At 73.3% G+C, this 22,838-nt stretch carries 21 protein-coding genes; 7 read left to right on the forward strand and 14 right to left on the reverse strand.

The features are described from left to right. Positions 1 to 137 precede the first annotated feature (137 nt). The gene (locus ACIA6B_RS00985) at positions 138 to 776 is read left to right on the forward strand and encodes a TetR/AcrR family transcriptional regulator (RefSeq protein ID WP_107161786.1); all 639 of its coding nucleotides are present in this window, start codon (positions 138 to 140) and stop codon (positions 774 to 776) included. Between the two features lie 65 nt (positions 777 to 841). Further along, positions 842 to 1,069, forward strand: a complete 228-nt coding sequence (locus ACIA6B_RS00990; RefSeq protein WP_107161788.1) for a DUF3107 domain-containing protein — start codon at positions 842 to 844, stop codon at positions 1,067 to 1,069. A 107-nt stretch (positions 1,070 to 1,176) separates the two neighbouring features. Here ACIA6B_RS00990 and ACIA6B_RS00995 read toward each other — a convergent pair whose 3' ends face one another. Then, positions 1,177 to 1,818 carry a ferritin-like fold-containing protein gene (locus ACIA6B_RS00995; RefSeq protein ID WP_396769661.1) on the reverse strand — a complete coding sequence of 214 codons (642 nt, stop codon included), beginning with the start codon at positions 1,816 to 1,818 and terminating at the stop codon, positions 1,177 to 1,179. 282 nt (positions 1,819 to 2,100) lie between these two features. On the opposite strand from ACIA6B_RS00995, the gene ACIA6B_RS01000 reads away from it, so the two are divergent. After that, positions 2,101 to 3,762: a DEAD/DEAH box helicase gene (locus ACIA6B_RS01000; RefSeq protein WP_396769663.1), complete on the forward strand. Its 1,662-nt coding sequence runs from the start codon at positions 2,101 to 2,103 to the stop codon at positions 3,760 to 3,762. A gap of 187 nt (positions 3,763 to 3,949) precedes the next feature. After that, positions 3,950 to 5,119, forward strand: a complete 1,170-nt coding sequence (locus ACIA6B_RS01005) for a class I SAM-dependent methyltransferase (RefSeq protein ID WP_396769665.1) — start codon at positions 3,950 to 3,952, stop codon at positions 5,117 to 5,119. Here the strand turns inward: ACIA6B_RS01005 and ACIA6B_RS01010 are convergent. Further along, positions 5,116 to 5,508, reverse strand: a complete 393-nt coding sequence (locus tag ACIA6B_RS01010) for a hypothetical protein (RefSeq protein ID WP_396769667.1) — start codon at positions 5,506 to 5,508, stop codon at positions 5,116 to 5,118. The genes ACIA6B_RS01005 and ACIA6B_RS01010 overlap by 4 nt on opposite strands. Positions 5,509 to 5,738: 230 nt before the next feature. Between ACIA6B_RS01010 and ACIA6B_RS01015 the strand changes: the two genes are divergently transcribed. Next, positions 5,739 to 6,158 carry a helix-turn-helix domain-containing protein gene (locus tag ACIA6B_RS01015; RefSeq protein WP_396769669.1) on the forward strand — a complete coding sequence of 140 codons (420 nt, stop codon included), beginning with the start codon at positions 5,739 to 5,741 and terminating at the stop codon, positions 6,156 to 6,158. A gap of 58 nt (positions 6,159 to 6,216) precedes the next feature. Here the strand turns inward: ACIA6B_RS01015 and ACIA6B_RS01020 are convergent, their stop codons facing one another. The 9 genes from ACIA6B_RS01020 to ACIA6B_RS01060 all read right to left on the reverse strand — a co-directional run bounded on the left by ACIA6B_RS01020 (position 6,217) and on the right by ACIA6B_RS01060 (position 16,311). Next, on the reverse strand, positions 6,217 to 7,176 hold the full coding sequence (locus ACIA6B_RS01020) for a hypothetical protein (RefSeq protein ID WP_396769670.1): 960 nt from the start codon (positions 7,174 to 7,176) through the stop codon (positions 6,217 to 6,219). Between the two features lie 103 nt (positions 7,177 to 7,279). After that, entirely contained in the window at positions 7,280 to 7,510 is a 231-nt protein-coding gene (locus ACIA6B_RS01025) for a heavy-metal-associated domain-containing protein (protein WP_107161800.1), read from the reverse strand. Positions 7,511 to 7,592: 82 nt separating this feature from the next. After that, the gene (locus ACIA6B_RS01030; protein WP_396769672.1) at positions 7,593 to 9,713 is read right to left on the reverse strand and encodes a DEAD/DEAH box helicase; all 2,121 of its coding nucleotides are present in this window, start codon (positions 9,711 to 9,713) and stop codon (positions 7,593 to 7,595) included. A gap of 137 nt (positions 9,714 to 9,850) precedes the next feature. Then, positions 9,851 to 10,960 (reverse strand): branched-chain amino acid ABC transporter permease, encoded by a 1,110-nt coding sequence (locus ACIA6B_RS01035; protein WP_396769674.1) that lies wholly within the window; start codon positions 10,958 to 10,960, stop codon positions 9,851 to 9,853. Further along, on the reverse strand, positions 10,957 to 11,847 hold the full coding sequence (locus ACIA6B_RS01040; RefSeq protein WP_396769676.1) for a branched-chain amino acid ABC transporter permease: 891 nt from the start codon (positions 11,845 to 11,847) through the stop codon (positions 10,957 to 10,959). Before ACIA6B_RS01040 ends, ACIA6B_RS01035 begins: the two co-directional genes overlap by 4 nt. After that, positions 11,847 to 12,581, reverse strand: coding sequence for an ABC transporter ATP-binding protein (locus ACIA6B_RS01045; protein ID WP_396769678.1), 735 nt, complete (start codon positions 12,579 to 12,581; stop codon positions 11,847 to 11,849). Before ACIA6B_RS01045 ends, ACIA6B_RS01040 begins: the two co-directional genes overlap by 1 nt. Beyond that, entirely contained in the window at positions 12,578 to 13,321 is a 744-nt protein-coding gene (locus ACIA6B_RS01050) for an ABC transporter ATP-binding protein (protein ID WP_396769680.1), read from the reverse strand. Before ACIA6B_RS01050 ends, ACIA6B_RS01045 begins: the two co-directional genes overlap by 4 nt. 3 nt (positions 13,322 to 13,324) lie before the next feature. Then, a complete protein-coding gene (locus ACIA6B_RS01055; protein ID WP_281938225.1) occupies positions 13,325 to 14,527 on the reverse strand; it encodes a substrate-binding domain-containing protein in 1,203 nt (400 codons plus the stop codon). A gap of 665 nt (positions 14,528 to 15,192) precedes the next feature. Further along, the gene (locus ACIA6B_RS01060) at positions 15,193 to 16,311 is read right to left on the reverse strand and encodes a glycerophosphodiester phosphodiesterase (RefSeq protein ID WP_396769682.1); all 1,119 of its coding nucleotides are present in this window, start codon (positions 16,309 to 16,311) and stop codon (positions 15,193 to 15,195) included. Positions 16,312 to 16,417: 106 nt separating this feature from the next. Here ACIA6B_RS01060 and ACIA6B_RS01065 point away from each other — a divergent pair, with 106 nt between their 5' ends. Together ACIA6B_RS01065 and ACIA6B_RS01070 are read left to right on the forward strand one after the other, a co-directional pair. Next, the gene (locus ACIA6B_RS01065) at positions 16,418 to 17,752 is read left to right on the forward strand and encodes a TrkH family potassium uptake protein (protein ID WP_396769684.1); all 1,335 of its coding nucleotides are present in this window, start codon (positions 16,418 to 16,420) and stop codon (positions 17,750 to 17,752) included. Next, entirely contained in the window at positions 17,742 to 18,410 is a 669-nt protein-coding gene (locus tag ACIA6B_RS01070; protein ID WP_396769686.1) for a potassium channel family protein, read from the forward strand. Before ACIA6B_RS01065 ends, ACIA6B_RS01070 begins: the two co-directional genes overlap by 11 nt. A gap of 74 nt (positions 18,411 to 18,484) precedes the next feature. On the opposite strand, the gene ACIA6B_RS01075 is transcribed toward ACIA6B_RS01070, so the two are convergent. The 3 genes from ACIA6B_RS01075 to ACIA6B_RS01085 form a co-directional block, all read right to left on the reverse strand. Continuing rightward, complete coding sequence (locus ACIA6B_RS01075; RefSeq protein ID WP_396769688.1) at positions 18,485 to 20,110, reverse strand: serine/threonine-protein kinase; 1,626 nt, start codon at positions 20,108 to 20,110, stop codon at positions 18,485 to 18,487. Positions 20,111 to 20,181: 71 nt separating this feature from the next. Beyond that, the gene (locus ACIA6B_RS01080; RefSeq protein WP_396769690.1) at positions 20,182 to 21,735 is read right to left on the reverse strand and encodes a fused MFS/spermidine synthase; all 1,554 of its coding nucleotides are present in this window, start codon (positions 21,733 to 21,735) and stop codon (positions 20,182 to 20,184) included. Between the two features lie 36 nt (positions 21,736 to 21,771). Next, positions 21,772 to 22,812, reverse strand: coding sequence for a coiled-coil domain-containing protein (locus tag ACIA6B_RS01085; RefSeq protein ID WP_396769692.1), 1,041 nt, complete (start codon positions 22,810 to 22,812; stop codon positions 21,772 to 21,774). Between the last annotated feature and the right edge of the window lie 26 nt (positions 22,813 to 22,838).

Here is a 22,838-nt window from a genome sequence, read left to right on the forward strand (position 1 = left end):
TGGTCGCCCCCGCTGAGGCTACCGTGTGGTGACAGTGGCGATAAGTTACAGCGGCGGGCCAATTCCGCGACGGGTTCACGAACCCGGACCGGTTCGGGCGATACGTGCCGGCTCGACGCAGATACTCGGAGGTTCCCATGACGGCAGTGGGGAACGGTGCACACACGGCCGGCCGGCCCACCCGCCTGCCCCGCTCGGCGCGCCGCAAGCAGCTGCTCGCCGCGGCCCAGGAGGTGTTCGTCGCACACGGCTACCACGCCGCCGCGATGGACGACATCGCCGAGCGGGCCGGCGTCTCCAAGCCCGTTCTCTACCAGCACTTCCCCGGGAAGATGGAGCTCTACCTGGCGCTGCTGGACACACACTGCGACGCCATCGTGGCGAAGGTGCACGACGCCATGCGTGGCACCAACGACAACAAGGAGCGGGTCGGGGCCGCCGTGCGGGCCTACTTCGACTTCGTCGACCACGAGAGCGAGGCGTTCCGCCTGGTCTTCGAATCCGACCTGCGCAACGACCCGGCCGTGCGGCAGCGGGTGGAGCGGGTCGAGCAGGGCTGCATCGCGGCGATCACCGACACCATCATCTCGGACACCGGGGTGAGCCGGGCGCACGCCGAGCTGCTCGCGTCCGGCCTGGTCGGCGCCGCGGAGACGGCCGCGCAGTTCTGGCTGGCGGGCGGCCGGCAGGTGGCCAAGCCGGAGGCGGAGGCGCTGGTCGCGGCGCTGTCCTGGCGTGGCATCGCCAGCTTCCCGCTGCAAGGTGAGTCAGCCTGACCATCGCGCGGCCCGATCGGATAGCCTTCCCACGGTGGCTTTTTCGCCCCAGTTGAGGAGGCACAGTGGAGGTCAAGATCGGCGTGCAGTACGCGCCGCGGGAGCTGGTCCTGGAGAGCGCGCAGTCGCCGGCCGAGATCGAGCAGATCGTGACCGACGCCTTCGCCGGGAGCGAGGGCACGCTCTCCCTGACCGACGAGAAGGGCCGGCGGGTCATCGTGCCGGTCGGCAAGGTCGCCTACGTCGAGATCGCGGAGGCCTCGCCCCGCGCGGTCGGGTTCACCGTCCGCTGATCCACGTCGCACCGGTCGCCGTGGCGGGGAGACCCGCCGCGGCGGCTCAGTTGCTCGGCCTGACGGTCAGTCGTGCGGCCTGACGGTCAGTCGTGCGGCCTGACGGCTCAGTTGTTCAGCCCGACCGCCGACATCCGCGTGGCGTGCGCCTCGGTCAGCCGACGCAGCACCGCCGGCACGTCGTCGCCGGCCCTGCCGAGCAACGCCGCGAGCGCGCCCCGGTCGGCGGCGGCGACGCGTCCGGCCTGCGAGAGCGCCTCGCCGAGCAGTCGACGCGCCCACATCGAGAGCCGTCCGGCCGCCCTCGGGTCCGCCGCGATGGCGGCCCGGATCTCGGTGGCGGCGAACTCGGCGTACCGGGAGTCGTGCAGGATGTCGAGCAGCAGCGCGCGGTCCGGCCCGGCGAGGCCGTCAGCGATCCCGCGCAGGAAGTCGTCGGTGATCGCGTCGCCCACGTACGCCTTGGTCACCGCCTCCGCCCAGTCCCGCGGCTCGGTCGAGTCGTGGTACGCCCGCAACGCCTCGACGTAGGGGGCCATCGCGTCCTCGGGGGTCACGCCCAGCGTGGCGAGGCGGTCGGTGAGCCACCGGTAGTGCGTCATCTCGCCCGCGGCCAGCTCGCTGAGCGCGGCGCGGCGGCGCAGGTCGGGGGCGAGCCGGGCGTCGGCGGCGAGCCGGTCGAAGGCGAGCAGTTCGCCGTACGCGACGAGGCCGAACAGACCGACGGCGGCGGAATCGGGGGCGGACACGAGCGCAGGCTACCGCCCCCTTGCTGTGATGCAGGTCACAGTAAGTGGCCCCGGCTGCCCGGCCGACACCTGGAATCGGGACGGCTCGCAGGCCGTTCAGGTAAGATGAAGCAGTTGCCGTGGGCACCGACCTGGCCAGCATCGCTGATCAGCACCGGTCCCCGGCGCGCGTGCGGCCCGGTCCGGCTCGGCGAAACCGCCCCCGACCGCGTGGCCCGCGCCAAACCGTCCGCGCCCTGAGGACATGAGGGGCGCACCACGAGAGGGCACCCCCACATCCACATGAGTGAGCAGAGCACAGGCCAGCCACTGGCCCCCACCGCTCCGGTCCCCCCGGAGGCACCCACATTCGCCGCGCTCGGCGCCCGCCAGGAGACCGTCGAGGCGCTCGCCGCCGCGGGCATCACCCGCGCCTTCGCCATCCAGGAGTACGCGCTGCCGATCGGGCTGCGCGGCGTCGACCTGATCGGGCAGGCCCCGACCGGCACCGGCAAGACGCTCGGCTTCGGCATCCCGCTGCTGGAGCGGGTCTTCGCCCCGTCCGAGGGCAGCGACGGCGTGCCCCAGGCACTCGTCGTCGTCCCCACCCGCGAGCTGGGCATCCAGGTCGCCAAGGACCTCGACGCCGCCGGTCGCACCCGGGGCGTCCGGGTGCTGCCGATCTACGGCGGCGTGGCGTACGAGCCGCAGATCGAGGCGCTGCGCAAGGGCGTCGAGATCCTGGTCGGCACGCCCGGCCGCCTGCTCGACCTGCAGAAGCAGAAGCACCTGCGCCTCGACCGGGTCCGCGCGCTCGTCCTCGACGAGGCCGACCGGATGCTCGACCTGGGCTTCCTGGACGACGTCGAGAAGATCCTGGCGATGCTGCCGGAGGACCGGCAGACCATGCTGTTCTCGGCCACCATGCCGGACCCGATCGTGGCGCTGTCCCGGCGGTTCCTCCGCCGGCCGGTCACCATCCACGCCGGGCACACCGCCGAGACCGGCCCGTCGCCGCAGACCCAGCAGCTCGCCTACCGCACCCACTCGATGAACAAGGTCGAGATCGTGGCGCGGATCCTCCAGGCCGAGGGGCGCGGGCTCACCATGATCTTCTGCCGCACCAAGCGGGCCGCCGACCGGGTCGCCGAGGATCTCGACTTCCGCGGCTTCGCCGTGGCGGCCGTGCACGGTGACCTGGGCCAGGGTGCTCGGGAGCGGGCGCTGCGGGCGTTCCGCGCCGGCAAGATCGACACGCTCGTCGCCACCGACGTGGCGGCCCGGGGCATCGACGTCACCGGCGTCACCCACGTGATCAACTACGACTGCCCCGAGGACCAGGACACCTACACCCACCGGATCGGCCGCACCGGCCGGGCCGGGGCGACAGGTGTCGCGGTGACGTTCGTCGACTGGGACGACATGCCCCGCTGGCGCATCATCGACAAGACGCTCGGGCTGGACATGCCCGAGCCCCCGGAGACCTACCACACCTCCAAGCACCTCTACACCGACCTGGACATCTCCCCGGACGTCAGCGACACCCTGCCGACCGCGGCGCGTACCCGCGCCGGCCTGTCGGCCGAGGTCGAGGAGGACCTGGGCGGCGGCCGGTCCCGGCGGGACGGCCGGCGCGGCGACAACCGCGGCGACAGCCGCGGGCGCGGCGGGGACCGCCGACGTGGGCGTGGTGGCGAGACCGGCGGCACGCCCGCCGAAGGCGGAGCGACAGCGGTCGCGACGGACGAGGGCACCCGCACCCCGCGTCGGCGGCGTCGCCGCCGGGCCGGCGAGACGGTGGCCGGCGAGCAGCCGACCGCGGTGGTCGCCACCGAAGGCGCGACGGAGCAGCCCGCCACCACCGCCGCTGACGGCGGCGACGAGACCGCGACCAAGCCGCGCCGTCGCCGGCGTCGCCGCAGCGGTGCCGGCGCCGCCACCGCCGAGTCCCCCACCACGGACTGACCGAGCACCCACACACGACGGCCCTCGGACCCGCTCCGGGGGCCGCTCCCTGTCCCCACCCGGCACTCTCCTCGTCGATCATGAGGTTGGCGTCCGCCTGCCCGGCGTGTCACGTCGCCAACCTCATGATCGACCGGGCGCGAGCGGGAGACGGCGGGCGGGAGGCTTGCCGGACGGGAGGAACAGGATGCCGGAACCGTTGGACGCGGCGCTGCGGGAGGTGCGGGCACTGCTGCTCGACCCCGGTCTGACCCGGGCGGTCGCCGCCGGCCGCCAGCGAGGACAGCGGCCCTCGATGGTCCGCGCGGAACTGCGCCCGGTCACGCTGAAGGCCGGCGCGCGGTTGCAGATCGCCACCTCCGACGGCGCCCGGCCGCACACCCGCAATGTCACCCCCGGTACGGAGGAGGCCGACTCGGCCGTCGACGCGTTGCTCGCCGAGCCGTTCGGCAACTGGCACGTGGAGACCACCGGCACCACGCTCCAACTCCGGGTGACCAAGTCCGGTGAGGCGCAGGTGCACCGCGCCAAGGCCAGCCGGCCGGTCGCCGAGCCGGACGGACACGACCGGGCCAAGGACTGGCTGCTCGACCCGGGCGACCCGCTGTTCGCCGCGATCGGCGGCTCGGCGGCCAAGCGCCGCCAGGTCGACGCGTTCCTCCGCGCGCTGGCCGCGACGCTGCCGGACGACCTCACCGGCCCGCTGCGCGTGGTGGACCTGGGCTGCGGAAACGCCTACCTGACCTTCGCCGCCCACCGCTACCTGACCCGGCGCGGCCTGGACGTGACGTTGATCGGCGTCGACGTCCGGGAGGACCAGCGCCGTCGCAACACGGAACTGGCCGAACGGCTGGGCTGGGCCGACCGGGTCAGCTTCGTGGCCGGCACCATCGCGCAGGCCCCTGTCGAACCGGCCCCCGACCTGGTGCTGGCGCTGCACGCCTGCGACACGGCGACCGACGAGGCGTTGGCCCGGGCGGTGCACTGGGACGCCCGCTGGGTGCTCGCCGCCCCGTGCTGCCACCACGACCTGGCCGCCCAGCTCCGGGCCCGGCCCGCGCCCGGGCCGGACGGACTGCTCACCCGCCAGGGCATCCTGCGCGAACGGTTCGCCGACGTGCTCACCGACGCGCTGCGGGCCGGCCTGCTCCGGCTGCACGGCTACCGTGCCGAGGTGGTGGAGTTCGTCGACTCCCAGCACACCCCACGCAACCTGCTCATCCGGGCACGACGGACGGCCGGCTCGCCGACCGACGGCCAGCGGGCCGAATACCGCGAGCTGGTGGACCGGTGGGGCGTCACGCCCCGGCTGGAGACACTGCTCGCCGCGCCGGACCCGAACCCGAACCCGGCCTAGCGGCGCCGCTCGCCGCGGTTGCGGTCGCTGCGGTCCAGCGCCGACACCCGCTCGCCGGGGCCACGGTTGGTGGCCCGATCGCTGTCCGGCGGCACGGTCGGGAACGGGACCACCTTCGCCTGCTGCTGGTCGGAGTTGCCGACCGCGGCGAACGCGTTCCAGGAGATGTCGACAAGCAACCGCTTCAGCTCGGCGTGCCGAGCCGCGGCGTTGCGCTGGAGCGCCATCCGCGCCCCCAGCACCACACCGACCAGGGTGGTGCAGACCGCGCCGGTCGCGGCGACCAGGTGCACGCCCTCCGCCGGGTCGCCCCGCACCGCCAGCACCAGCAGCCAGATCCAGAAACCCAGCGCGAACACGCCGGCCTTCGCCACGAAAAAGAGGCTCACCGCGCCAGGACGGTGCGGAACGGGACGGTCTGGTTCGGCCATGCTGCTCCTCTGAAGTCGCTGCCGGGGAGGGATTCATCCAGCTTAGTTGACAGTCCGCAACTGTTCACGCTGCGTCGGTCCCGCCCACGAGACCTTCCGACCGATCAGTCAGTTACTTCTTCCCCCGGGCGTACTAGGCTCGGGGCGCAGAGCCGGGCGCACCGGCGGAAGGGGACAGCCGAGGAGGGATGGGCTCCGCAGAGGTTTCGCCGCAGATGGCCTTCGCACGATTCGTGCGACGGGCCATCGACGACGCCCGTGAGGAGCGCGGCTGGACGGTGACCGACCTCGCCACCCACACCGGTGTTGGCCGCTCCACGGTGTTCCGCTGGCTGGCCGGCGACTGGCAGGACTATCCCGAGCTCGCCAAGGTGCGCGGCTTCTGCGCCGCCCTCGATCTGCCGGTGGCCGCCGCGTTCCGGGCCCTGGGCCTGCCCGACGCCGGGGCGGTGCCCCGCCGACGCGCCGCCGAGGACGGTCCGGTCGAGGCAGACGTACGGGTCATCCTGGAACGGCTGGCCGACCCGAACGTCCCCGTCGAGGAGAAGCACCACATCCGTGACCTGCTGCGCTACCTGGCCCGCCGACCGGTCCGCCGCGCCGGCTGACCGTACGGGCCGGCCGGTCGGGCGTGCCGCCGGAGCCGGCTGACCCCTGGCCGGCCGGTCAGGCGACGGTCAGCGTGAACTCGGCGGTCCGCACCACGCCCCCGACCTGGAAGTCCAGGAACATCCGGTAACGGCCCGGCCCCGGGGCGGTCAACCAGAACGTCACCGCGTCGCCGTCCCGCACCGGCTCCGGGTGCACGTGCAGGTAGCCGAGATCGCCTTCACGCAGCGCCACCAGGTGACCGAACGCGCCCAGGTAGGGCTCCAGCGCAGCGACCGCGCCGCCGGCGTCGGTGACCCGGAACCGCAACGGCACCGACCGTCCCACGTCGGGCGTGCCGGTGAACCCGACGGTGAACCCGTCGACCGTGGCCGACGTCTCCGGGGCGGGCAGCGGCCGGGGCAGGTAGTCGCCCGGTACGGCCAGGTCGGCACCGAGCACGGCGGCGACCTGCCGGCCGTCGTCGGCGACCACGGTGAAGTCCGCGTACATCCGCCAGGCGCCCGGCGCGGTGGGCGTCAACGGCACGGACCAGGTGCCGTCGGCGGCCATCGTCGGGTGCAGGTGCCGGTAGCCGGTGAGGTCGCGGCGGACCACGATCACGTGCATCGGCTTGTCGTGCACGACCGCGAAGCGGGTCACCGCCCGACGCTTGTCGTCGCGGACCTGGAACCGCAGCTCACCGACGCGGCCGGCGGTCAGGTTCCCGGTCGACGGAACGAGCGTGTAACCGGCCGAGCTGATCGACAGCCCGGTCGCGCCGTCGCCACCGCCCTGGGTGACCGTGGCTCCGTCGTGCGAGTGCGCGCCGGTGCCGGGCACGTGGGAGTGGACGCCACCGCCCGGGGCGGCGTCGCCCGCCGGGACCGTGCCGGCCGGAGCCGTGCCGCCGCCCGGGTTCGCCTGCGGGTTCAACCGGCCGAGCCCGAAACCGAGCAGCACGGCCAGCACCAGGCCGCCCACCACCAGGGCGAGCCGTACCGTGCCCCGGTCCACCACCGCCGGACCCGTCGCCACACCCGCGCCGCCGGAACCCGACGCGGGACCGTCGGAGCCCGACAAGGGACCGCCAGGCCCCGGGCCGACGACGTCGGGCGCGGACTCGGCGAGGGACGGCGACTCAGGCAACGCCGCCGGCCAACTCGTAACCCGCCTCGTCGACGGCGGCGCGGACGGACTCCACCGGCAGCGGAGCCGCGCTGGTGACGGTGGCCGTGCCCCCGACCAGGTCGATCCGGACCTCCTCGACGCCCGGCAGCGCGGACAGCTCCCCGGTCACCGCCCGGACGCAGTGTTCGCAGGTCATCCCGGTCACGGTGTACGTCTGGACGACGGGTCGCTGCTCGGTCATGGCCCCACGGTACCGCCGGCCGGGTCGCCCGCGGACGACGCCCGCGCGAACGGTGGCGTCGCTCGCACCCACCCCCTACACGTCAGCCGGCCAGGGCGAGGGCGAGCGGCAGCACGTCCGGTGCGCCGGCCCGGCGCAGCAGGCGTGCCACCATGGCCATCGTCCAGCCGGAGTCGACCAGGTCGTCGACGAGCAGCACCGGCCCGTCCAGCGCGGGCAGCGCGCCGGCCAACTCGTCCGGCAGGTGGAACGCGTCGTGCAGCGCGCGTACCCGCTGGGCGCTGTTACCGCGCGGCCCGCCGGCGCCGGCCGGGCCGGTCGGGGCCACCATGCCGAGCAACGGCAGCCGGCCGACCTGGGCGATCCGCTCGGCCAGCGAGCCGACAAGCGTCGGCCGGGCCCGGGAGCCGACCGCGACCACGCCGGCCGGGCGGCGGGGCCACGGGTCGTCGCCGTGCGCCCACGCCTTCAGCACCTCGACCACGGCCGCCGCCACGTCGTCGGGCACCGGGCCGTCCGGCGCGTCCGGGCCGACCAGCCCTCGCAACCGCCCGCCCCACCCCAGGTCGGACAGGCGTCCCACGGCCCGCCCGGGCAGCGCCTGCTCCGCCGGAGGGATGCGGCCCTTCAGGGGTACGCCGACCGCGTCCAACCCGGTCGGCCAGAGCTTCTTCGGCGCGATCTGGACGCCGGGGCGGCCGAGGAACGTCTGCGCGGCGGTGAGCGCCTCCGGTGAGACGTCCGCGTCGAACAGCGGGCCGGCGCAGTTGTCGCACCGGCCGCAGTCCTCCGCCCCGGTGTCGTCGAGCCCTTCCCGCAGGTAGCGCATCCGGCAGCGGGACGTGTCCGCGTACTCCCGCATGGCCCGCTGCTCGGCGGTGCGCGCGTCGGCGACGCGCCGCAACCGGGCCTCGTCGTAGGTCCAGGGTTCGCCGGTGGCGAGCCAGCCACCGCGCACCCGGCGGACCGCGCCGTCCACGTCGAGCACCTTGAGCATCAACTCCAGCCGGGCCCGGCGCAGGTCGACGACCGGTTCGAGGGCCTGGGTGGAGATCGGCCGGTCGGTGTCGAGCGCGGCGAGCACGGCGCGGACCTGCTCCTCCGGCGGGAACGCGAGCGAGGCGAAGTACCGCCAGATGGCCGCGTCCTCGACACCGGGCAGGAGCAGCACCTCGGCCTGCTCGACGGCGCGGCCGGCGCGACCGACCTGCTGGTAGTAGGCGATCGGCGACGGCGGCGCGCCGAGGTGCACCACGAAGCCCAGGTCGGGCTTGTCGAAGCCCATGCCGAGCGCGCTGGTGGCGACCAACGCCTTGATCTTGTTGTCGAGCAGGTCCTGCTCGGCGGCGCGGCGGTCGGCGTCCTCGGCCTGCCCGGTGTAGGACGCCACCGACCAGCCCCGGCCGCGGAGGAACTCGGCCGTCTCGGTGGCCGCGGCCACGGTGAGCGTGTAGACGATCCCCGAGCCGGGCAGCCGGTCCAGGTGGTCGGCCAGCCAGGCCAGGCGGTGGGCCGGGCTCGGCAGATCGAGTACGCCGAGGCGCAGCGACTCCCGGTCCAGCGTGCCGCGCAGCACCAACGCGTCGCCGAGTTGCTCGGCCACGTCGCGGGTGACCCGGGCGTTGGCGGTGGCCGTGGTGGCGAGCACCGGCGTGCGCTCGGGCAGGTTCGCCAGGAACGTGCGCAGCCGGCGGTAGTCGGGGCGGAAGTCGTGCCCCCAGTCGGAGACGCAGTGCGCCTCGTCCACCACCAGCAGCCCGGTGGTGGCGGCCAGCTTCGGCAGCACACCGTCCCGGAAGTCCGGGTTGTTGAGGCGTTCCGGGCTGATCAGCAGCACGTCGACCGCCCCGGCGTGGATCTCGGCGGTGATCTCGTCCCACTCGTCCAGGTTGGCGGAGTTGATGGTGCGGGCCCGGATGCCGGCGCGGGCGGCGGCGTCGACCTGGTTACGCATCAACGCCAGCAACGGCGACACGATCACCGTCGGCCCGTGCCCGCCTCCGGACCGCAGCAGCGCGGTGGCCACGAAGTAGACGGCCGACTTGCCCCAGCCGGTGCGCTGCACGCAGAGCACCCGCCGCCGGTCGACCACCAGCGCCTCGATGGCGCGCCACTGGTCCTCGCGCAGCCGGGCGTGGTCACCCGCCAACCGCCGCAGGACCGCCTCGGCGCGTTCCCGGACGGCGTTCCGATCCTGGCTCATCCGGCATTTCTACCAGGGGCGGCGTACGCCCCTCCCCGCGCTTCTCCCGACCCCCCCGTTGATCAAGGAGTTTGCGTCATCCGGAGCCGGAGGCCCGACGCGAACTCCTTGATCAACGAGGCGGAGGACGCCGGCGGTCAGCGGCGCGGGCGCAGCGCGGTCAGCAGGGGGGCCAGTCGGGTGCGCAGGCTGGCCAGGCCGCCGGGGAAGAAGTACACCGCCAGGATGAAGACCGTGCCCAGGACGAACAGCGGCTGGCTCAGCGGGTGACTGAGGAACGCCGGCAGGCTGTTCACCGCGTCGCTGCTGCCGAACGCGGTGAGCCGGTGGTCCAGGTACATGTAGAGGACGCCGCCCAGCACCGGCCCCCACCTGGTGCCCGGGCCACCGAGCACCACCATCACCAGCAGCGACAGCGTCAGCTCGGACGACGTGATGTGCGGGCTGGCGCCGCCCACGATCAGCACGTAGACCACCCCGCCGGCGCTGGCCAGGCCGCCGGCCAGGGTGAACGCGACAAGCTTGAACCGGTACGGGTCGAGCCCGAGCACCCCGATCCGCCGCTCGTCGTCGCGCAGCCCGGCCAGTACCCGCCCGGTCGGCGAGCCGCTGACCCGGTGCACCACCAGCACCACCAGCGCCAGATACGCCAGCGCCAACCAGTAGAGATTGACCGTGTTGGTGACGCCGACGAGCGCCGACGGCAGCCCGGACACGTCCAGCGGCAGCCCCTCCTCGCCGCCGGTCAGCCCGCCGAAGTCGCGGGCCACCAGGATCGCCCCGACCTGCGCGAACGCCAACGTCACCATGGCGAACGCGATGCCCACGGTGCGCAGCGCCACCGCGCCGAGCAGCGCGGCCAGCGTGGTGCCGCCGGCCACGGTGAGCAGAGCGGCCTGCCACAGCGGCAGCCCGGCCTTGGTGACCAGGATGTCGGTGCCGTAGACGCCGGCGGCGAAGTAGAGCGCGTGCCCGAAGGAGAGCATGCCGGTGCGCCCGAACAGCAGGTCGTAGCCGGCCGCGAGCCCGCCGAAGACCAGGCAGATGGCGAGCAGTTGCAGCGTGCCCGGCGAGTTCAGCGGCCCCTCGAAGACGCCGGGCAGGTTCACCGTCGAGTACGGCAGGACCGCGGCCACCGCCAACGCGACAAGCGGCAGGTACGGGCGGAGGCCGTGCCAGCGGGAACGCTCCGGGGTCAGTTCGTCAGGCACCTGCGCCGGGGGCGCGTCGACCACCGAGTTGGTCATGCGTGAGCCACCTTTCCGGCCAGGCCCTGCGGACGCAGCAGCAGCACCACGGCGAGCAGGCCGACCACACACAGGTCGCCCAGCCCGGACGTGCCGTAGTAGTTGACGAACTGTTGCAGCAGCCCCACCGCGACCGCCGCGTACGCGGACCCGACGACCGAGCCCATTCCGCCGATCACCACCACGATGAACGCGAAGATCAGCAGTGAACCGCCCTGTCCGGGTGAGACGGTGCCGAAGTAGACGCCGCCGAGCGCGCCGGCCAGCGCGGCGGCGGCCCCGCCGATCGCGAAGACCAGCGTGAACGCCTTGCGCACGTCGATGCCGAGCGCGGTCACCATCTCCCGGTTTTCCACGCCGGCCCGGATGATCAGGCCGTACCGGGTCCAGCGCAGGAACGCCAGCAGCGCGCCGAGCACCACCACCGCGGCGACGATCAGCAGCAGCCCGGCGTTCGGCACCTGCGCGCCGAGCACCGCTGTCACGTTCCGGCTCCAGTCGGGGCGCGGGAACGTGCGCGGGTCCGCACCCCAGGTGGCCTGGAGCAGCGCCACGCCGGCCAGCGACAGACCGACCGTGACCAGCACCTGTTCGATGGTGCGGGAGTAGAGCGGCCGGATCAGCACCAGCTCGACGAGCACCGCGACCAGCGAGCCGGCCAGCACGCCGAACAGCACCGCGACCACGAACCCGAGGCCGTCCGGCCCGGCGCCGGGCAGGTTGCCGGCCGCCCACCAGGTCGCGTACGCGCCGACGCCGAGGAACAGGCCGTGCGCGAAGTTGAGCACGTCGGCGAGGCCGAAGACCAGGGACAGGCCGGACGCGACGAGGAAGTAGAGCGCCGCCAGGCCGAGCCCGGTCAGCGTCAACAGGACCACGGTGTCCATCAGGCGTGCACCTCCCCGGAACCGGCGCCCACGCCGAGCAGCGACTTCGTCAGCGCGGTCTCCAGCAGCAGCTCGCGGGCGTCGCCGGTCCAGGCGACCCGGCCGGCGGAGAGCACCACCGCGTCGGACGCCAGCCGTCGCACCACCGCCAGGTTCTGCTCGACCAGCAGCACCGGCACGGATTCCGCGACCCGTTCCAGCACCTCGGCCACCTCGGTCACCACCTTCGGCGCCAACCCCTTGGTCGGCTCGTCGACCAGCAGCAGCCGGTTGTCGTTGAGCAGCACCCGACCGATGGCGAGCATCTGCTGCTGCCCGCCGGAGAGCGAACCGGCCCGTTGCCGTCCGCGCCGGTCCAGCTCCGGAAAGAGCGCGAAGACCTTGTCGTACGCCGGGGCGGTGCCCCGCCGCTCGGCCAGCCGCAGGTTCTCCGCGACGGTGAGCCCGGCGAAGACGCACCGGTCCTCCGGCACGTAGCCGAGCCCGTCGCGGACCAGCCGGTGGGTGGGGCGGGCGAGCAGGCTCCGCGCGCCCATCCGCACCGTGCCGCGCACCTCGCCGCCCCGGGGGGTGAGCCCGACGATCGCGCGCAGCGTGGTGGTCTTGCCGACGCCGTTGCGCCCGAGCAGCACGGTGACGCCGGTCGGGGCCACCTCGAACGACACGCCCTGGAGGATGTGCAGTCCGGCGATCCGCACCGACAGGTCCTCGACGCTGAGAACGGGTTCACTCATAGTGACTCCCCCAGATACGCCTCCTGCACGGTGGCGTTCGCCATCACCGTGTCCGGGGTGTCGCAGGCCAGCAGCGCGCCGTGGTGCATCACGGCGATCCGGTCGGCCAGTTCCAGGATCACGTCCATGTGGTGCTCCACCATGAGCACCGCCCGGCCGCTGTCCCCGGTCAGCGACTTGATCACGCGGACCAGCTCCGGCACGTCCTCGGCGCTCACCCCGGCCATCGGCTCGTCCAGCAGCATCACCCGGGGCTCCCCGGCGAGCAGCAGCGCGATCTCCAGCTTGCGTTTCTCGCCGTGGGCGAGCGTGCCGGCCAGCGCCGTACCCCGGTGGCGCAGGCCGACCCGGTCGAGCGCCGCGTCGGCGGCGGCGGCCACGTCCCGGTCGGCCGCCGCCCGCCGCCACAGCTTCATCGAGCCACCCCGGTGCGCCTGTACGGCGAGCCGGACGTTCTCCCGGACCGTCAGCGAACCGAAGACCGAGGACGCCTGGAAGGTACGCCCCAGACCGAGCCGGGCCCGCCGGTGCGGCGGGAGCGTGGTGACGTCCGCGCCGTCCAGCAGGACCTTCCCTTCGGTGGGCCGGCGCAGGCCGGTGATCAGGTTGAACAGCGAGGTCTTGCCGGCGCCGTTGGGCCCGATCACGCCGAGGAACTCCCCCGGCGCCAGATCGAGGTAGACGGAGTCGACGATGGCGACCTCACCGATCCGCCAGGTCAGACCGCGGGTGGCGAGCATCGGTCAGCCCTTCATCTGCGCGACCGGCGGCGCGCTCTCGTCACCGGTGAGCGTCTTCTGCGCGGTGGCCGTGAACGCGGTGCCGCTGCCGGTGAGCTTGGCCTGGTACATCGGCTGGAGCAGCGCGTGGTCCTCGGCGCGGATCTTCATGGTGCCCTTGACGCCCTCGAACTCCCAGCCCTCCAGCGCGGTGACCATCTTCTCCACGTCGTCGCCGCCCTCCTGCACCGCGCGCACGACCATCTGCGCCGCGGCGAACCCGTCCGGGTGGAACAGGTCGAGCGTGCCGCCGGGGATCTTCGCCTTGGCGGCCTTGGCGGCCTCGGTGTCGCTGGCCCCGTCGAAGTAGTGCGACAGGAACGAGATCTTGCTGCCGGCCGCGCCGAACGTCGGCCAGGAGGCGCGGATGTCCAGCCCGGTGACGACCGTGGTGGCGGCGAGCACGCCCTGCTGGTCGAGCGTCTGCCACATGGCGCCGGCGGTGGTGCCGGCCCAGGCGACGAAGAGCAGGTCCGGCTTGGCGGCCTTGATCTGGCTGGCGAACGGCGTGAACTCGGTCGCGCTGGCCGGCGCGCGGACGCTGCTCACGGTCGCGCCGGCGCCGCCGATCACGGCCTTCACGGCGGCCTCGTTGGCGTCGCCGAACGCGCCGTCCTGCGCGAACACCACGACCTTCTTGCCGGCCGCGTCGCCGATGAACGACTTGGCGGTCACCACGTCCTGCCAGGACTGCCGGCCGGAGCGGAACGTGTACTTGTTCGCGCCGGTGACCGCGTCGGTGGCGGCCGGGCCGGAGATGAACAGCACCTTGTTCTGCGCCGCGATCGGGGCCACCTGGAGCGCCACCCCGGAGGAGGTGGACCCGGCGATGATCTTCGTGCCCTTGCCGATCAGGTCCTTGGCGGCGGAGACGGCCTTGGCCGGGTCGCCCGCGTCGTCGGCCTCGCTCAGCTCGATCTTCCGGTCGCCGACCTTGCCGGTGCCCTTGGTGGCGAAGTCGAGGCCGGCCTTGAACCCCTCGATGTACTGCTTGCCGTAGCTGGCCAGCGGCCCGGACTGGGAGTAGACCAGGCCGACCTTGACCGGCGCGGCGTCGCCGCCGCCGGAGGCGGTGTCCTGCGGGCTGCCACACGCCGTGGCGGCCAGCGCGGCCGCCATCATCGTGGCGGCGGAAAGGAACACCCGTCGCGTGTGCCGGATCGTCATTGCGACTCCAGGTGAGGACAGGAGGGTTGTCAGTTGTCGGCTCACGCTAGAAGTGACGTCACCCACGAGCTATGTGGTCGACGCACACAAGTGCCCGGGACGGGATGGCCGCACGTTACAACCCCGGACACCGGCACGTAACCCGACCGACCCAGGATGGCCCGCCCCACCACGCGGAACGCGGCCACGGTGTCGCCCCCGCCCATCGCGCCCCGCGTACGCGTCGCAGCCTCCTCCTCACCTCGTCCGGCGTCCTTGTCGCCGAACCTCCGGCGCGACAGCCTCCGGCCCTGGCAACTTGAGGGCGTAAACGACTCACGTTCACGCCGGCCAACCCGTCGGCTGGACGGGCCGTGACCGGGAAGGCGCCAGGGCGACCCGTTTCCGCCATCAAGTTGTCAGGCAGCGCACCGGCACTTCCCCTCGCCCGCCCTTGGGAGCCGACAGCGGCAACGACTCGCCCATCGACCCGCGTGGCCCGACGCCACGACCGTGGCGCACGACCGAACCACGCCGAGGAACGTCCCTGCCGCGAACCGAACGCCCGTCGGCCCGCGAGCCGAACGCCCGTCGGCCCGCGAGCCGAACGCCCGTCGGCCCGCGAGCCGAACGCCCGTCGGGGCGCCCGCGGCACGCGGGCGCCCCGACGAGGCGAGAAGCGGGCGTCAGCGGCCGGCGCGGGCGGCCACCGCCGTGTCCGGCTGGTCGGCGAACGCGCCGTCCAGGCCCAGGTCGAAGAAGAGTTCGTACTCGGACGTGATGTCACCGCGTGCGTTCGGGTCGGCGCCGAGCCGGAAGTCGGCCGGCAGGAACTGGTTCTCGGCGCGGAACGTCCAGGCGTGCACCACCAGGCGCAGCCGGTGCGCGTCCCGGATCACCGAGGTCGGCGCCGACAGCCGGCCGGCGGCGTCGCGGGGGACGATCAGGTTCTTGTTCAGGCCGACGCCGTCGGCGTACCGGGACACCCAGGCCAGGCCCGCGGGGGTGGCCAGGTCGGCGTAGGTCCGGCGGTCCCCGGCCGCGGTGAAGTCGTAGGGTGCGCCGGTCGCGTCCATGAGCTGCACCAGCCGCACGTCGGTCATCGTGTCGAGCTTGCGCAGGTTGGCGGTCTCGAAGCTCTGCACGAAGACCGGGTCGTCGCGGTGGGTCAGCTTGTTCTTCCGGAGCGTCGCGACCAGCGGCTCCTCCAACGCGCGCCCGATCGACGCGAAGTAGGTCGGGTGCTTCGTCTCCGGGTAGATGCCGATGGTCCGGCCGCGCGCCTTCGACTCGGCCCGCGCCAGGTCGATGACCTCCTGGAACGTCGGGATCTCGAACTGGCCGTCGAACGCGGTGTTGGTCACCCGCACCTGGGGCAGCCGCTCCTTGGCGCGCAGCGTCTTCAGCTCGGCGAGCGTGAAGTCCTCGGTGAACCAGCCGGTCACCGCCACCCCGTCGATGGTCTTCGTGGCCCGGCGGGCCGCAAACTCGGGGTGGGCCGCCACGTCCGTCGTACCGGAGATCTCGTTCTCGTGCCGGGCGACCAGGACGCCGTCCTTCGTCGACACCAGGTCCGGCTCGATGAAGTCGGCGCCCTGCCGGATCGCGAGCCGGTAGGACTCCAGAGTGTGCTCCGGGCGGTAGCCGCTCGCGCCGCGATGACCGATCACGATCGGCCGTTGGGTCGCGCGGGGACGCTCGGCGCGCGGGTCCGGGCCGGCCTGGGCGGCCACGGCCGGCACGACCACGGCCGCGGCCGCGAGCAGCGCGCCGGCCACGCCGAGAGCAGAAAGGGTACGTCGCAACGCCGTCTCCTGTCGTCGATGGGTACGCACAGCAGACCCGGCGTGGTTGACGTCCAGTTGGTCGGTTCCTGACCTGCCGGTGAATCTCCGGACGGAAGATGACCTGGTGCGCCGCCTGCTCCGGAAGCCGGTCCGGCTGGTGCCGCTCGGATTCCTGGCGGTGATCCTGGTCGGCACCGGGCTGCTCATGCTGCCCTGGGCCACCCGTACCCAGCACTGGACGCCGTTCGAGACGGCGCTGTTCACGTCCACCTCGGCGGTCTCGGTGACCGGCCTGGCGGTGACCGACACCCCGAACTACTGGACCGACTTCGGGCTCGTGATGATCACCGTGCTCACGCAGCTCGGCGGTCTCGGCATCCTGACCGGCGCGTCCCTGCTGATCCTGGCCGTCTCCCGTCAGCTCGGACTGCGCAACCGGTTGCTGGTGCAGGCCGAGACCGCCGAGTTCGGCCTCGGCGACGTACGCCGGCTGCTGCTCCGCATCGCGGCCACCGTCTTCGTCACCGAGGCGGTGATGACCGCCGTGGTCGGCGGGCGCTTCTGGCTGACCTACGACTACCCGCCGGGGCGGGCGCTCTGGTACGCGGTGTTCCACTCGGTCCAGGCGTTCAACAACGGCGGCTTCGCGCTCTACTCCGACGGGCTGGTCGCCTTCGCCCGGGACCCGTGGGTGGCGTTGCCGCTCAGCGCCGGCGCGATCATCGGCGGGCTCGGCTTCCCGGCGCTGTTCGAGGCGTTCCGGGAGTGGCGTCGGCCGGGCGGCTGGGCGGTCGCCACCAAGCTCACCGTCTGGGGCAGCCTGGTGCTCACCGTCGGCGGCTTCGGCTACCTGCTGCTGGCCGAGTGGACCAACCCGGACACGATCGGCCGGTTCGACGTGCCGGGCAAGGTGCTGGCGGCGTTCACCCAGATCGCGCTGAGCCGCACCGGCGGCTACGACGTGATCCACGTCGGGCACCTCACCGAGGAGAGCTACCCGATGCTCATCGGGCTGATGTTCATCGGCGGCGGCAGCGCCAGCACCGCCGGTGGCATCAAGGTCTCCACGTTCTTCCTGCTCGGTTTCGCCATCTGGGCGGAGCTGCGCGGCGAGCCGGACACCACGGTCGGGAACCGCCGGGTCTCCCCGGCCAGCCAGCGGCAGGCGCTGACGGTCGCGTTGCTCAGCGTGGCGCTGGTGGCCGCCGGCACGGTCGGCCTGATCGCGTTGACCGCGCACATCCGCTTCTACGCCGCGCTCTTCGAGGTCACCTCCGCGTTCAGCACCACCGGTCTGACCGTCGGTCTCACCCAGCGGCTGCCGGCGCCCGGCCAGTACGTGTTGACCGCGCTCATGTACATCGGTCGGATCGGCCCGCTCACGCTCGGCTCGGCGATCGCGTTGAACACCCGACGACGTCTGTACCGCTACCCGGAGGAGCAACCCATTGTCGGCTAGACACACGGACGACACCGGTGTCGTCGTGATCGGCCTGGGCCGGTTCGGCTCCCGCCTCGCCGGCTCGCTGACCCGCCTCGACCACGAGGTGCTCGCCATCGACCGGGACCCGGCCCGGGTCCAGCGGTGGTCGGCGGAGCTGGACCGGGTGGTGCAGGCGGACGCCACCGAGGAGGCGGCGTTGCGTCAGCTCGGCGTGGCCGACCTCGGCCGGGCGGTGGTGGCCATCGGCGCCTCGGTCGAGGCGAGCGTGCTCACCGTGCTGGCCCTGACCGAGCTGGGCGTGCCGCAGATCTGGGCGCGGGCCACGTCGGAGAAACACGCCAAGATCCTGCACTCGGTCGGCGCGCACCACGTGGTGTTCCCGGAGGCCGAGACCGGCGAGCGGGTCGCCCACCTGATCGTCAGCCGGATGCTCGACTTCATCGAGTTCGGCGACGACTTCGCCATCGCCAAGGTGCGGGTGCCCGCCCCGCTTGTCGGACGCGCGCTGCGCGAACTGTCCCCGCACGACAGATACGGGGTGCGGGTGGTCGGCGCGAAGCTGCCCGGCCAGCCGTTCCGTTACGCCGGGCCGGAGACGGTGCTGGCACCGGAGAGCGTGCTCATCGTGGAGGGCAGCATCACCCAGGTGCAGCGCTTCGCGGCGCTGACCTGACCGGCGCGGACTCCGACCCGACCGTCAGCCCTTCGGTCCCTTGCCCTTGCCGTGCCCACCCCCCTTCGGCTGCTTCACTTCCCTTTTCCCCCCGGCCCCTCCTTGCCCCTGGGCTTCGGCTTCGGCTCGGCCTTCGGCTTGGGCTTCGGCGCCGGCTTCGCCCTGGCCGGCCCGCTCTTCGCGGCCGGCTTGGCGGCCGGCTTGACCGGCGCCTTCGTCGTCGGCGCGGTGGTGATCGGCACCGAGCCGGCGATGCCCGACACCTGCACACCGCACGTGCTGTTGTCGAGCTTGAACTCCACCGGCAGCGTGTTGCTCCCGGTGTAGCGCCCGCTCAACGTGAGCTTCGTCGACGCGCCCGGCGCCAGCGTCGCGTCCGGTTTCGGGGCCGCCACCGACACGGTGCGCCCCACCTGCCGGACCGGCGGCTGCGCCGCGGTGACCGCCTGCTTGCCGGGGAAGCTGAAGCTCATCGTCCAGCCGCGCAGTTCCCGGGGGCCGGTGTTGGTCAGCGTCAGCTCGGCGGAGAAGTCCTTGCCGGTGTCGCGGCGCAGCGAGTAGTCGACCGCGCAGGGCACCGGCTCGGGCAGGCCCATCGACGCCTCGGTCGGCTCCACCCCGCCGCTGGCCGGGCTCCGCGACGTCAGCCCCCACATCGTCGCGGTGACCGCGAGCAGGCCGGCGGCGGCCACCCCGGCCTCCACCTTGCGCCGCCGGGCCGCCGCCCCCCGGGTCCGGGTGCGGATCGCCGAGTACGGCACCGCGTCGGTCGCCGCCGACCAGGGCAGGATGGTGGTACCGGCGTTCGCCATCAGCGCCGGGTCGATGCCGCCGAACGCCGGTGACACCGGCACGATCGAGGCGATCCCCACCGCCTCGGCGAGCGTACGGGCCACCTCGGCGGTGGGCGGGCGGTCCTCGGGGCGCTTCGCCAGGCACCGCTGGACCAGTTCCGCGACCTGGCCGGGAAGACCGGGCACCGGCGGCATCGGGTCCGGATCGTGGTACATGTGCGCGCGCAGCATCTCGGTGGTGGTGCTGGCCTGCCACGGCAGCCGACCGGTGAGCATCCGGTAGAGCAGCAGGCCGACCGCGTAGATGTCGGTGGCGGGCGAGACGTGGCCGTTGTCCAGCCGTTCCGGGGCCAGGTAGGCGGGCGTGCCGAGCAGCGCGCCGTCCGGCCCCTTGTCGCTCTCCCCCACCAGCGCCGAGATCCCGAAGTCGACGACCTTCACGCCGGTCCCGGTGAGCATCACGTTGCCGGGTGTGACGTCCCGGTGCACCACACCCCGGGCGTGCGCGGTGGCCAGCGCGGAGGCGACCTCCGCGCCGATGGTCAGCGCCTCCCGCCAGGGCAGTTGCCCGTCCCGGCCGAGCCGGCTGCTGAGCGGGCCGCCGTCGACCAGCTCCATGACCACGTACGGCACGGTCAGCCCGACCTGGACGGACTCGCCGTAGTCGTACACGTTGGTGATGTTGGGGTGGCAGAGCCGCGCGGCGGCCTGCGCCTCGACGCGGATCCGGTGCCGGAACGCCTTGTCGCTGGCGAGCCGGGAGGCGAGCACCTTCACCGCCACCTGCCGGCCGAGCACCTCGTCGTAGCCGCGCCAGACCACCGACATGCCGCCGGCGCCCAACTGCTCGACCAGGCGGTACCGCTCACCGAGCAGTTGCACGCCGTTCCTGACCGGTCCACCCATGGTCGGTGCAGTTGCCCGAAGTGGCCCCCGCTACACCTGAGCGGTCGGAATCGGTCAGAAACATCACCCGATCAGGCGGTCGCGAGGAGTTGGTCCACCGGCGCGTAGTCGTCGGTCAGCACCCGCGCGTCCCCGATCCACTCGGCGGTCGCCGCCTCGTCGAGCAGCTCGGCCGGCTCCGGAAGCGGCTTCAGGCCGGGCGGGATCGCGGCCAGCGGCAGCGGCGCGTCCGAGGCGACGATCACGAAGTTCGCGCCCTGCCGGCCGTCGACCGCGCCCGGCGGGGCGATCAGCGCGACGTGGTCGAACACGGCGGAGACGGTGGCCAGCTCGGCCCGGATGAACCGGCCCGGCGGGTAGTCGATGACGTTCTGCACGTAGATCCCGTCCGGGCGGAGCACCCGGCGGATGTCGGCGGCCATCTCCCGGGTGGCCAGGTGCCACGGCACCACCAGGTGGCCGAACGCGTCGCCGACGATGAAGTCCCGGCTGTCGGTCGGCTCGGCGCGCAGCAGCACCCGGGCGTCACCCACCCGGGCGGTCAGCTCCGGGCCGGTCCGCAGGCCCAGTTCCCGCCGGTCCAGCTCGACCAGGCCGCCGTCGACCTCGAAGACCAGGTTGTCGGTGCCCGGCCGGGTGGCGGCCAGGTAGCGCGGCACGGTGAAGCCGCCGCCGCCCAGGTGCAGCGCGTCCATCCGCTGCTCCGCCGGCCGCGCCACGTCCGCGACCAGGCCGATCCACTGGGTGTACGCGTACTGCAGGTGTCTCGGGTCGGTCAGGTCGACGTAGGAGTGCTCGGCCGAGTTCAGGTAGAGCGTGCGCCCGTCCGTCCGGTCCGGGGCCGCCTCGACCCGGGCGCAGTGGTAGGCGGTCTCCACGTCGCACGGGTTCGGCGCCGCCGCGCTGAGCCCGGCGGCGGCGAGCCCGATCAGCGCCAGCGCCGCCTTGGCCCGGCCCGGCGTGGACAACGCCGTGCCGGAGCGTCGCCGCAGCCAGAACCCGAGCGCCAGCCCGGTCACGCCGAGCACCGCGGCCAACGCCAGCACGATCACCGAACTGGGCAGCGCCGCCACCAGGATGAAGCCGGTGCCCAGCGTGGCGGTGATGCCGCCGAGCGTGCCGATGCTGGACAGCTTGCCCACCACCTGACCGGTGCGGCGCAGGTCGGCGAGCTGGAGCTTCACCACCAGCGGGGTGATCCCGGCCAGCAGCGCGGCCGGCAGCAGCACGGTCAACGCGGTCAGCAGCAGCACCGCGCTCGCCGCGCCGCCGCGCAGCGCCTCACCGGCGTACCTGACGATGGGCAGGGTGACCGCGGTGGCGATGCCGGCCAGCACCAGCGCCGGGGCGAGCAGGGCGCGCGGGTCCCGCCGGTCGGCGAGCCACCCGCCCATCCACGCCCCGTACGCGATGGCGGCCAGCGCCATGCCGATGACCGAGCTGGTCACCTGGAGCGTCACCCCGACGTACGGGCCGACCAGGCGCAGCGCGACGGTCTCCAGCACCAGCACCGCCCCGCTGGAGAGGAAGACCAGGAAGGCGGCCAACCCGTTCGGCAGGGCCCGCGGCGGGGCCGGCGCGTCGGTCGCCGGCGCGGTGACGAAATCGGACGATGTGCTGCTCACCGTGGCGAGGGTACGCGGCGTTCCGGACCGCCCGGGTCAGTACATCGAGATGTGAACATGGTTTGTGTGGTCGGCGGCCGGACTGCCGCCCCCGCTGTACGCCCGCCAACCGGTGTTCGGCATCCAGATCTGCCGGTACCAGATCACGTACATGATGCCGAGCCGGCCCGCGTTGTTCTTCGCCCAGTTGGCGAGGCTGTCGCCGTACGACTTGTCGCCGCCGGTCGCGGTCTTGTCCTCGAAGCCGCCGCTGGCGGCGGAGAAGTCGCAGGCCCGTCCCTTGGGGTGTTCGCCGCCGCCGCCGCTGCGGTGGCAGGAGGCGTACCGCTTGTAGCCGGCGGCCTGCGCCTGCTGGAGCATGTGCAGCGTGCGCGGCGTGATGCAGCCGTCGGCCGGCGTCGGGTCGTTCACCGAGCAGGACTCCGACGGCCACGACCCGTCCGAGTTGCGCGGCGCGGGCCTGGCCGACGAGGAGCTGCCGCTGAAGCCGGAGCCGGCGCCGGAGCTGACCTTGGCGAGCGCGACCTCGGCGTCCTTCTTCTTCCTGGCCAGCACGGCGAGCTGCTTCTGCTGCTCACGCACCTCGGCGTCGAGGGCCAGTTTCGACTCGGTCGCCTCGGCCTTCGCGTCGGCCAGGTCACCGAGTCGCTTGCTGTCCCGGTGGGCCATCATGTCCAGCTCGGCGGCCCGGTGCAGGAAGTCGTCCGGCCCGGAGGCGGCCAGCAGCATCGACGCCGGGGTCAGCCGGCCCTGCCGGTACGACTGCACGGCCACCTCACCGGCCTGGGCGGTCAGCCCGACCAGCCGTGCCTCGATGTCCTTGAGCTGGGCGGCCAGCGCGGCCTGCCGACGCTTGGAGTTGTCCAGCCGGTTCTTCGCCTCGATGTGGCCCTTCGCCGCGGCCTCCAGCGCGTCCCGCAGCTTCTTGCTGCCGCCCTCGTCGGGGGCGTTCGGGCTGGGCGCGGCGGCGGCCGGGCCTGCGGCGGCGAGGCCGGCGCCGAGCAGCACGGCCGTCGCGGCGAGCAGCGCGAGCAGCGACCGGCGGACGCGCCGGCCGGTGAGCCTGGTCCTGGGCACGTGATGGTCCTTCCGTCGACCGCCGG

The organism is Micromonospora sp. NPDC051141 (genome assembly GCF_044455765.1).
In the GTDB taxonomy this organism is placed as follows: domain Bacteria; phylum Actinomycetota; class Actinomycetes; order Mycobacteriales; family Micromonosporaceae; genus Micromonospora.